At 62.7% G+C, this 8,628-nt stretch carries 7 protein-coding genes, 1 tRNA gene and 1 riboswitch; of the genes, 2 read left to right on the top strand and 6 right to left on the bottom strand.

The genetic code is table 11. The features are described 5' to 3' along the window. Positions 1–185 precede the first annotated feature (185 nt). Positions 186–392 (top strand): cold-shock protein, encoded by a 207-nt coding sequence (locus tag ABYW26_RS06765; protein ID WP_372604016.1) that lies wholly within the window; start codon positions 186–188, stop codon positions 390–392. Between the two features lie 75 nt (positions 393–467). Here ABYW26_RS06765 and ABYW26_RS06760 read toward each other — a convergent pair. The 6 genes from ABYW26_RS06760 to gltX form a co-directional block, all read right to left on the bottom strand. After that, a tRNA-Ala gene (locus ABYW26_RS06760) sits at positions 468–543 on the bottom strand. A 35-nt stretch (positions 544–578) separates the two neighbouring features. Then, the gene (trxC, locus tag ABYW26_RS06755) at positions 579–1,025 is read right to left on the bottom strand and encodes a thioredoxin TrxC (RefSeq protein ID WP_372604015.1); all 447 of its coding nucleotides are present in this window, start codon (positions 1,023–1,025) and stop codon (positions 579–581) included. Between the two features lie 79 nt (positions 1,026–1,104). After that, positions 1,105–3,954 carry an aminomethyl-transferring glycine dehydrogenase gene (gene gcvP / locus ABYW26_RS06750; protein ID WP_372604014.1) on the bottom strand — a complete coding sequence of 950 codons (2,850 nt, stop codon included), beginning with the start codon at positions 3,952–3,954 and terminating at the stop codon, positions 1,105–1,107. A gap of 13 nt (positions 3,955–3,967) precedes the next feature. Continuing rightward, on the bottom strand, positions 3,968–4,327 hold the full coding sequence (gene gcvH, locus ABYW26_RS06745; protein WP_372604013.1) for a glycine cleavage system protein GcvH: 360 nt from the start codon (positions 4,325–4,327) through the stop codon (positions 3,968–3,970). An 11-nt stretch (positions 4,328–4,338) separates the two neighbouring features. Further along, on the bottom strand, positions 4,339–5,469 hold the full coding sequence (gcvT, locus tag ABYW26_RS06740) for a glycine cleavage system aminomethyltransferase GcvT (RefSeq protein ID WP_372604012.1): 1,131 nt from the start codon (positions 5,467–5,469) through the stop codon (positions 4,339–4,341). 135 nt (positions 5,470–5,604) lie between these two features. Further along, positions 5,605–5,693: riboswitch (glycine riboswitch) on the bottom strand. 257 nt (positions 5,694–5,950) lie between these two features. Beyond that, positions 5,951–7,270, bottom strand: coding sequence for a glutamate--tRNA ligase (gene gltX, locus ABYW26_RS06735; RefSeq protein ID WP_372604011.1), 1,320 nt, complete (start codon positions 7,268–7,270; stop codon positions 5,951–5,953). A 145-nt stretch (positions 7,271–7,415) separates the two neighbouring features. On the opposite strand from gltX, the gene ABYW26_RS06730 reads away from it, so the two are divergent. Continuing rightward, positions 7,416–8,351 carry an MBL fold metallo-hydrolase gene (locus ABYW26_RS06730; protein WP_372604010.1) on the top strand — a complete coding sequence of 312 codons (936 nt, stop codon included), beginning with the start codon at positions 7,416–7,418 and terminating at the stop codon, positions 8,349–8,351. The last annotated feature ends 277 nt before the right edge of the window (positions 8,352–8,628 follow it).

The raw sequence follows: 8,628 nt of genomic DNA, 5'->3' as shown, positions 1-8,628 counted from the left end.
GTCTGTGTTCGGCTGCACTTGCACCGATTTTCCTTGCAATGTCACGCGCAAACCCCCATGTCACCCCTGCGACGTTATCACTATCGACCACTGTCTATCCTTAACCGGCCGTCAGCTTTCGATCTTTGACTGACTAAGCCGGGTTGCCGCATTCACGTGGGCAGCAGCATTTAGGAGATAGACGGATGGCTAACGGCACCGTGAAATGGTTCAACGAAACTAAAGGTTTTGGCTTTATTGCTCCCGATGGTGGCAAGAAAGACGTGTTCGTGCACATCACCGCACTGGAACGCGCCGGTCTGCGCACTCTGGCCGACAACCAGAAAGTAACCTTCGACATCGAAGCCGGCCGTGACGGCCGCGAAAGCGCGACCAACATCGCGCTGGCATAAGTCAGGTTTCTTCGGAAACGGAAAAAGGGCGCCTCGCGGCGCCCTTTTTTCATGCCCGTCACTGATGGGCTGATTTGGTGGAGCCGATCGGGATCGAACCGACGACCTCGTCATTGCGAACGACGCGCTCTCCCAACTGAGCTACGGCCCCAACGCTGGCTGATTTGGCGCAAGCGCCCGATGATGTCAAGCGGGCATGCGGGCGTTCTGGCGCACAAAAGCTTCGATTTCCGCCGCCGGACGCGCCCCGGCCAGTCGGGCCACTTCACGGCCGTTCTGAAACAGGATCAGCGCCGGAATGCCGCGGATGTTGTGCTTTTGCGAGACCGCCGGATGATCTTGCGTGTCGATCTTGGCCAGCCGCGCATGCGGAGCCAAAGCCTGAGCCGCCTGTTGGAATTGCGGCGCCATCATCCGGCACGGGCCACACCACGGCGCCCAGAAATCGACCAGCAGCGGCGCCTCGTCGGTCTTGGCCGCCTTTTGCAGCGTTGCCGGGTCCAGCGCCCGCACCTTGCCATCGGTCAGCTTGGCGCCACAGGTGCCGCATTTCGGCCCCGAGCCCAGCTTTGCCACCGGCACGCGGTTGGTGCTGCCGCAGTCCAGACAAACCAGTTTTGCAGTTTCGGCCATTGTGGCCTCCCTCAATCAAATTCCAGTTGTGGAATATATTGGGTATCCCACCCGCCCGCGCAAGCCCTGACCGGGGATGTTATTCTGCCGCCTCGGCGTAATCGCTGACCGGAGGACAGATACACACCAGATGCCGGTCGCCATAGACGTTGTCGACCCGGCCAACCGGCGGCCAATATTTATCGACCCGGAACGCCCCCGGCGGGAAACAGCCCTGTTCGCGGCTATAGGGCCGGTCCCAGTCCGCCACCAGATCGTTGACCGTGTGCGGCGCATGTTTCAGCGGGTTGTTCTCGGGGTCCATCTCGCCCGCCTCGACCGCGCGGATTTCCTCGCGGATCGCCAGCATGGCGTCACAGAACCGGTCCAGTTCGGCCTTGGTCTCGGATTCGGTCGGCTCGACCATCAGGGTGCCCGCCACCGGCCAGCTCATCGTCGGTGCGTGGAAACCGTTGTCGATCAGCCGCTTGGCGATATCGTCCACCGTGATCCCGGCGCTGTCGCTGAACGGGCGGGTGTCCAGAATGCATTCATGCGCCACGCGCCCGCCCTGCCCTTTGAACAATACGTCATAGGCCCCTTCCAGACGCCGGGCGATATAGTTGGCGTTCAGGATCGCCAGCTTGGTCGCCTGAGTCAGGCCCGCGCCCGACATGGCAAGGCAATAGGCATAGGAAATCAGCAGGATCGAAGCCGAGCCATAGGGCGCGGACGACACCGGCCCCTCGGAACCGCCGGTTTCAGGATGACCGGGCAGATAGGGTGCCAGATGCATCTTGACCCCGATCGGCCCCATGCCGGGACCGCCGCCGCCATGCGGGATGGCGAATGTCTTGTGCAGGTTCAGGTGGCTGACATCGGCACCGATTTCGCCGGGTTTCACCAGACCGACCAGCGCGTTCAGGTTGGCGCCGTCCAAATAGACCTGCCCGCCGTGGCGATGGGTGATCTCGCAAACCTCGCGCACGGTTTCCTCGAACACGCCATGGGTCGACGGATAGGTGATCATGCAGGCGGCAAGATCATCGCCGGCCGCCTCGGCCTTGGCGCGGAAATCTTCGATGTCGATATCGCCGTTTTCGGCCGATTTGACCACGACGACCTTCATGCCCGCCATATGAGCACTGGCCGGGTTGGTGCCATGCGCCGACACCGGGATCAGGCAGATCTTGCGATGCCCCTGCCCCATGGCCTGATGATAGGCAAGGATGGTCAACAGCCCGGCATATTCGCCCTGCGCGCCCGAATTGGGCTGCATCGACATCGCGTCATAGCCGGTGGCCTGACACAGGATATCGCTTAGACCCTCGACCACCTCGGCATAGCCCAGCGCCTGATCGGCGGGGGCAAAGGGGTGCAGATGGGCGAATTCGGGCCAGCTGATCGGCATCATCTCGACCGCGGCGTTCAGCTTCATCGTGCAACTGCCCAGCGGGATCATCGCCCGGTCCAGCGCCAGATCACGGTCGGCCAGACGGCGCATATAGCGCATCATCTCGGTCTCGGCGCGGTTCATCTGGAACACCGGATGGGTCAGGTAATCGCTGTCGCGCAGATGCGCCTCGGGCAGGGTGAACTTGCGGCTGCGATCCTCGGGGACATTGTCGATGCCGAAGGCCGACCAGACGTTGACGATGCTTTGCCAGCGCGTGGTTTCGTCCAGCGACAGGCCGATCCTGGTCTTGCCGACCTTGCGCAGGTTGATCTCATGCGCACGGGCATTCTGCAGGATCACGCCCTGCATCGGGCCGACCTCGACCGTGACGGTGTCAAAAAACACATCCGGTTCAACCGCGAACCCATGGTCCTTCAGAACCTCGACCAGACGGCAGGTTTTCGAGTGGATCCGCTGCGCGATGGCCTTCAGGCCCTTGGGCCCGTGGAACACCGCATAGAACCCAGCCATCACCGCCAAAAGCGCCTGCGCGGTGCAGACGTTGCTGGTGGCTTTCTCGCGGCGGATATGTTGCTCGCGGGTTTGCAGGGCAAGGCGGTAAGCCTTGTTGCCGCGCGCATCGACACTGACGCCGACAATCCGGCCCGGCATGGCGCGTTTATAGGCGTCGCGGCAGGCCATATAGGCGGCATGCGGCCCGCCATAGCCCATCGGCACGCCGAAACGCTGGGTGCTGCCGACGGCAATATCGGCGCCCATCGCGCCCGGTTCCTTGAGCAGGGTCAGCGCCAGAGGGTCGGCCACCACGATACCGATCGCATTGGCCGCGTGCAGCGCCGCAATCTGGTCGGTGAAATCGCGCACATGGCCGTGGGTGCCGGGATATTGGAAGATCGCGCCAAACACCGCCGTCGCATCCAGATCGTCGGGGCTGCCGACGATGACATCGATATCCAGCGGCTTGGCGCGAGTCTGAATCACCGCGATATTCTGCGGGTGGCAGTTTTCATCGACGAAAAACGCCTGCGCCTTGGTCTTGGCGACACGCTGCGCCATGGTCATGGCCTCGGCACAGGCGGTGGCCTCGTCCAACAGCGATGCATTGGCGATCTCCAGACCGGTCAGGTCCGACACCATGGTCTGATAGTTCAGCAAAGCCTCAAGCCGGCCTTGGGAAATCTCGGGCTGATAAGGGGTATAGGCGGTATACCACGCCGGGTTTTCCAGAATGTTGCGCTGGATCGCCGGGGGGGTCACGGTGCCGTAGAACCCCTGACCGATCATCGTGGTATAGGCTTTGTTCTTTTTCGCCACCTGCCGCAGATACCAGATCAGCTCGCGCTCGGATTTGGGTTTGCCATAGGCCAGCGGCGCCGCCTGACGGATGCTGCGCGGCACGGTCTGGTCGATCAGTTCGTCCAGATCGCTTACCCCCACCACCTTGAACATTTCGGTCATTTCCTCAGGCGAGGGGCCGATATGCCGCCGGTTGGCGAAATCGTAAGGGTCGTAATCAGTGAGGGTAAAGGACATCTGGCGCTCCGGCTTATCCGATGAAATCTTTGTATTCGGCCTCGTCCATGAAGTCGTCGAGCGCCGACAGGTCGTCGACCTTCATTTTAAAGAACCACGCATCGCCCTGCGGGTCTTCGTTCACCAGCGCCGGGTTTTCGACGATGGCCTCGTTCACTTCGACGATCTCGCCGTCCAGCGGCGCCAGAATATCCGAGGCCGCCTTGACGCTTTCGATCACCACGATTTCTTCGTCCTTGGTGACGGTCGCGCCTTCTTCGGGCAGTTCGACAAAGACGATATCGCCCAGTTGCTCGGCCGCGTGTTCGGTGATGCCAACCACGACGACATCGCCGTCGACCAGCAACCATTCATGTTCTTCGGTGAATTTCATCTGCGTGTCCCTCAACGCTTGTAAGTGGCGGGCCGGAATGGCAGCGCCGTGACAATAGCGGGCAGGCGTTTTCCCCTGACCTCGCCAAAAATAACCGTGCCGGGGGCGGCATGCGCGGCCCCGACATAACCCATCGAAATCGGTGCCTCGACCGAGGGGCCAAAGCCGCCCGACGTGACGCTGCCGATACTGTCGCCGCCCTCGGCATCCGCAAACAAGGCGGTGCCTTCACGCATCGGGGCACGGCCCTCGGGGCGCAGGCCGACGCGCAGACGCGCGGAGCCGGTGTCAAGCTCGGTCAGAATGCGCGCAGCGCCGGGGAAACCGCCGGCACGGGCGCCGCCGGTGCGGCGCGATTTCTGGATCGCCCAGGTCAGCGCCGCCTCGACCGGACTGGAGCCGGTGTCGATATCATGGCCATAAAGGCACAAGCCGGCCTCAAGCCGCAGGCTGTCGCGGGCGCCCAGACCGATGGGCTGAACATCCGGATTGGCCAGCAAGGCGCGGGCCAAAGCATCGGCCTGATCGCCCGGAACCGAGATTTCAAACCCGTCTTCGCCGGTATAGCCCGAGCGCGAAATCCACAGCTCGCCAAAAGCCGAAGCATGGCTGGCCACATCCATGAACCGCATCCCGGCAACACCGGGAACCAGCGCCGAAAGCGCGGCCTCGGCCAGCGGTCCTTGCAACGCCAAAAGCGCGCGGTCGGTGATTTCCTGCACCTCGCAAGTGTCGGCCAGATGCGCGCGCAGATGCGCCACGTCCTCGGCCTTGCATGCGGCATTCACCACCAGAAACAGGTGATCGCCGCGGCCCGCCACCATCAGGTCATCCAGAATGCCGCCCGCGTCATTGGTGAACAGCGCATAGCGCTGACGCCCCTCTTTCAGGGCCTGAATATCGACCGGCACCAGCGTTTCAAGCGCCGCTGCGGCAGCAGCCAGATCGCCGGATTTCGGGCGCAGGATCACCTGCCCCATATGGCTGACATCGAACAGACCCGCCGCCGCGCGGCAATGCAGGTGTTCCTTCATCACGCCGGGCTTGTATTGCACGGGCATTTCATAGCCCGCGAAAGGCACCATCTTGGCGCCCAGTTCGATATGCAGATCGTAAAGCCCGGTGCGTCTAAGCTCGGACATGTGGCATCCCCTCTTGTCGCCGGCACGTGTCCGGCATGGCAATAGCGGCGATGCCGCTGAAAGATGCCCCCTCTGTCCTGTCGCCTGAGATCGTTATCCCTTCGGCGGGCGCAAGCGCCTCTCTCCAGAGTTTGTTGGTCTACTGCCGTCCTTTGGCCTGAGAGTTTACCGGGGCGGTTGCTCCTTCGGCACTGGCGCGGGCCAGATTCTCCCGCAGCAGACGCTGTGACACTAGAGCAGCCGCCGCAACGCGGCAAGGGCTTGAATTCACCGTCACGCGCGGCACAGTGCTGCTAGTGCGCGCTGGTGAACCGCGCCGCGCCGATCTATCCCCGCACCACACAGGAACTGGCATTCATCGATGGACGGCTGGCCCGGCTTGGGGCCGAGATCGTCCGCACCCCGTGAGTGAGGGGACGATTTTTCTGCGAAAAATCGGACTTTCGGCCTCCGGCGGGGATATTTCCCCGAAGAAGAAACCTTAGCCCGGTTTTTTCTGCAACAGCGGCAGGACGTCGGCCATTTCCGGCCCCTTGGCGCGGCCGGTCACCGCTTTGCGCAGCGGCATGAACAGGCCTTTGCCCTTGCGGCCGGTGGCGTCTTTGACCGCAGCGGTCCAGTCGCCCCAGGTCGAGGCATTGTAGGGCGGCTCGGGCAGCATCGACAGGGCCTGGGCGATGAAGTCTTTGTCTTCATCATCGACGATCGGGGTCGCGCCGTTCTGGAACAGCGCCCACCAGTCGGCCATATCGGCCTTGACGGTGATATTCTCGCGCACGACGTTCCAGAATTGCGGCGCCAGATCGGCGGGCACGCCCAAGGCGGCGACGTCATCGGCCACGGATTCCAGCGGCAGGCTGTGCAGGTGGCGGGCGGTCAGCGGGAACAGGTCGTTGACGTCGAACTTGGTCGGCGCCGAGCCGAAATGCCCGATATCGAAGCCGTCGATCAATTCCTCCAGACTGCTGCACAGCTCGACCGGTTGGCTGGAGCCAAGCCGCGCCATCAGGCTGAGCAATGCCATCGGCTCAATCCCCTGGGCGCGCAGATCGCGCAGGCTGAGCGTGCCAAGGCGTTTCGACAGTGCTTCGCCCTGCGGGCCGGTCAACAGCGAGTGGTGGGCAAAGGACGGCACCGCGCCGCCCAGCGCCTGAATGATCTGGATTTGCGTCGCGGTATTGGTCACGTGGTCCGAGCCGCGCACCACATGGGTCACGCCGAAATCGACATCGTCACAGACCGAGGCCAGCGTATACAGGAACTGGCCATCGCCACGGATCAGCACCGGGTCCGACACCGAGGCGGCGTCAATCGACAGATCGCCCAAGATACCGTCGGTCCATTCGATCCGTTCCTGATCCAGTTTGAAACGCCAGTGGCCATCGCCGCGCTCGGCGCGCAGGGCGTCTTTCTGAGCATCGGTCAGCGCCAGCGCCGCGCGATCATAGACCGGCGGCTTGCCCATGTTCAGCTGTTTCTTGCGCTTGAGGTCCAGTTCGGTCGGAGTCTCGAAACATTCATAGAACCGGCCCTTGTCGCGCAATTCCTGCGCGGCCTGTTCATAGCGGTCCAGCCGGTCGGACTGACGCTCAAGCCGGTCCCAGGTCAGGCCCAGCCATTCCAGGTCTTCCTGAATCGCGTCCGCATATTCCTGCTTTGAGCGCTCGGGATCGGTGTCGTCGAGACGCAGGATGAAGGTGCCGCCAGCCTTGCGGGTGATTAGATAGTTGAACAGCGCGGTGCGCAGGTTGCCAACATGGATATAGCCGGTGGGCGACGGGGCGAAGCGGGTAACGGTCATTTCAGTCTCCTGGGTCGGGGACGCTGTTTCACATGCGGGACGTTTTGTCCATATCCGGGGGCAGATCGCGCGGTCGTGAGCTTGAAATCCTGAGATTCGGGCTAGTCTGATGGGCAGATGTGTAATGCACCGGGAGGATGTTTGAATGGTTTCGATTTCGATGACCCGACGCGGGGTTCTGGCCGCCGGGGCGGCTGCGCCGCTGGCGGTTGGGCTTGGCTTGACACCAGCGCGGGCCGCCGCTGATGTGATGGGCATGAAGATACCACCCTATTTCCGCTTTTCGCTGGGCGGGTTCGAGATAACGACCCTGTTGGCCGGCACCCGAACGGTGCCCGATCCGCATACGATCTTTGGCCTGAATGTGGACGAGGCCAGCTTTGCCGAGGCCTCACACCTGCATCTGATTCCCGCTCATGCGGCGCAGTTCTTTTTTCATCCGACGCTGGTGAATACCGGGCGCGAGCTGATCCTGTTTGATACCGGGCTGGCGGCCGAGGGGATTGTCGGTGCGCTGGCGGCGGCGGATGTGACGCCGGACCAGATCGACGTGGTGGTTCTGACGCATATGCATGGCGACCATATCGGCGGGCTGACCGGCGCGGCGGGGCTGACCTTTGCCAACGCGCGCTATGTCACCGGGCAGGTCGAGTTCGACGCATGGGCCGCCATGGGGAACGAGATGTTCGACACCAAGGTGCGCCCGCTGGCCGAGAACATGACCTTTCTTGGCGGCGGCGACAGCGTGGCCTCGGGCATCACCGCAATCGAGGTGTTCGGCCATACGCCGGGGCATATGGCTTATATGCTGGAAAGCGAGGGCAAGCAGTTGGTGCTGGCGGTCGATTTCGCCAACCATTTCGTCTGGTCGCTGGGCTATCCCGATTGGGAGGTCAGGTTCGACATGGACAAGGCTCAGGCTGCGGTCAGCCGCCGCCGGCTGCTGGACATGATGGCGGCGGACCGGCTGCCGTTTATCGGCTATCACATGCCGTTTCCCGCCGTGGGCTTTGCCGAGGCCCGTGGCGACGGGTTTCGCTATGTGCCCGGCCTGTATCAGATGATGATCGCAAGCGGTTAAGCCTCTGATCCGGTCGTGGTCCCGGCGCGGTCGGGTTCTGAGTATTTTCGCCAAGAAAAAGAGGGCTTGGGTTTTCTTTCGACGGGCGGCAGTGTTGGGCCATGACGCAATCCTCGATCATCACCGTGACCCTGAACCCGGCGCTGGACATGACCACCGCGACGGACAGGGTTCAGCCCGGACTGAAACTGCATTGTGACGCACCCCGGGTCGATCCGGGCGGCGGCGGCATTAACGTGTCGCGCGTGGTGCATGAATTGGGCGGGCATAGCGTCGC

The sequence above is a fragment of the Actibacterium sp. genome (assembly GCF_041584535.1).
Lineage (GTDB): Bacteria > Pseudomonadota > Alphaproteobacteria > Rhodobacterales > Rhodobacteraceae > Actibacterium_D.
Note: the sequence above shows the minus strand (reverse complement) of the source record. Positions and strands in the feature narration are given on the sequence as shown.